The organism is Intrasporangium chromatireducens Q5-1 (assembly GCF_000576575.1).
In the GTDB taxonomy this organism is placed as follows: Bacteria; Actinomycetota; Actinomycetes; order Actinomycetales; family Dermatophilaceae; genus Intrasporangium_A; species Intrasporangium_A chromatireducens.
The window spans coordinates 1-904 of record NZ_AWQS01000533.1; the positions used below are offsets into that span (position 1 = coordinate 1).

Sequence of the window (904 nt, forward strand, 5' to 3'; positions counted from 1 at the left end):
GTCCTTCAGGGTGCGGATCCGGTCCTCGGCTCGGGCCCGGAGCCGGTGGCGCACCTCGAGGTCGGCGATCTTCCCGCCCGTGGTGTTGGTGGCGAACATGGTGATGCGCCAGCCGGCGTGGTCGGTGATCCGCAGCTGCGCGCCGGGGTGGGGCCGTTCCCGTCGGGCGATGACCCGGATCCCGGGCGGCCAGCCGGTGAACGAGGCCGGCAGCCACCGGGTCAGCTCGGCCACCTGCGCCCCGTCCCGGCGGGTGCCATCCGGTTCCCGGGCGTCGCGCCAGGCCTGGCGTGGGACCTGCTCGAGCGCCTCGAGCAGCGGCGCCTGCCCGTACATCCCGACCGAGTACTGCAGGCCGAGGCTGTGCACGTGCGCCAGGAACGCCTTGACCCCGGAGCCGGTGTCCCCGCGCACCAGCACCCGGGACCGGACGTACTCGGGCAGCTGCGCCAGCGCCGCGTCCAGGACGGCGATCTGGTCGGCGGCGGTGTTCGCGCCGGCGTTACCGGCCCGCAGCAGCCCGGCCAGCGGCTCGCCGGTACCGGTGCCCGGGTCGTGGTCGACGAACGCGAGCAGCGGGTGGAACCCGTACCCGCGTTTGAACGTCGGCGTCGCGTTCTCCTTGTCCGAGTGCGCCGTCACCAATGTCGCATCCAGGTCCACGATCACCGGGCCCTGCTGCGGCACCGGGCTGCGGCGGGCCCACACCCGCTCGCGCGCCTGCCCCCGGGCGACACGGATCGCGGCGATCACCTCCTCGACGTCAAAGGAGAGACGCTCCAACAGCCGCGACACCGTCGCGTCCGAGGCGACCTGCCCGAACAGCTCCGGTTGGGCCCGCACCAGGGCCAGGTCGGCCAGGCAGTCCCCGCCGAGCGCGACGGCCAGCGCCACATCGAAGATC

General features: G+C 74.0%; 1 protein-coding gene. It reads right to left on the minus strand.

Translation table 11 applies throughout. The features are described from left to right. Positions 1 to 904 (minus strand): IS1380 family transposase (locus N864_RS22735; protein WP_034722955.1); only part of this gene is annotated, 904 nt, incomplete at both ends.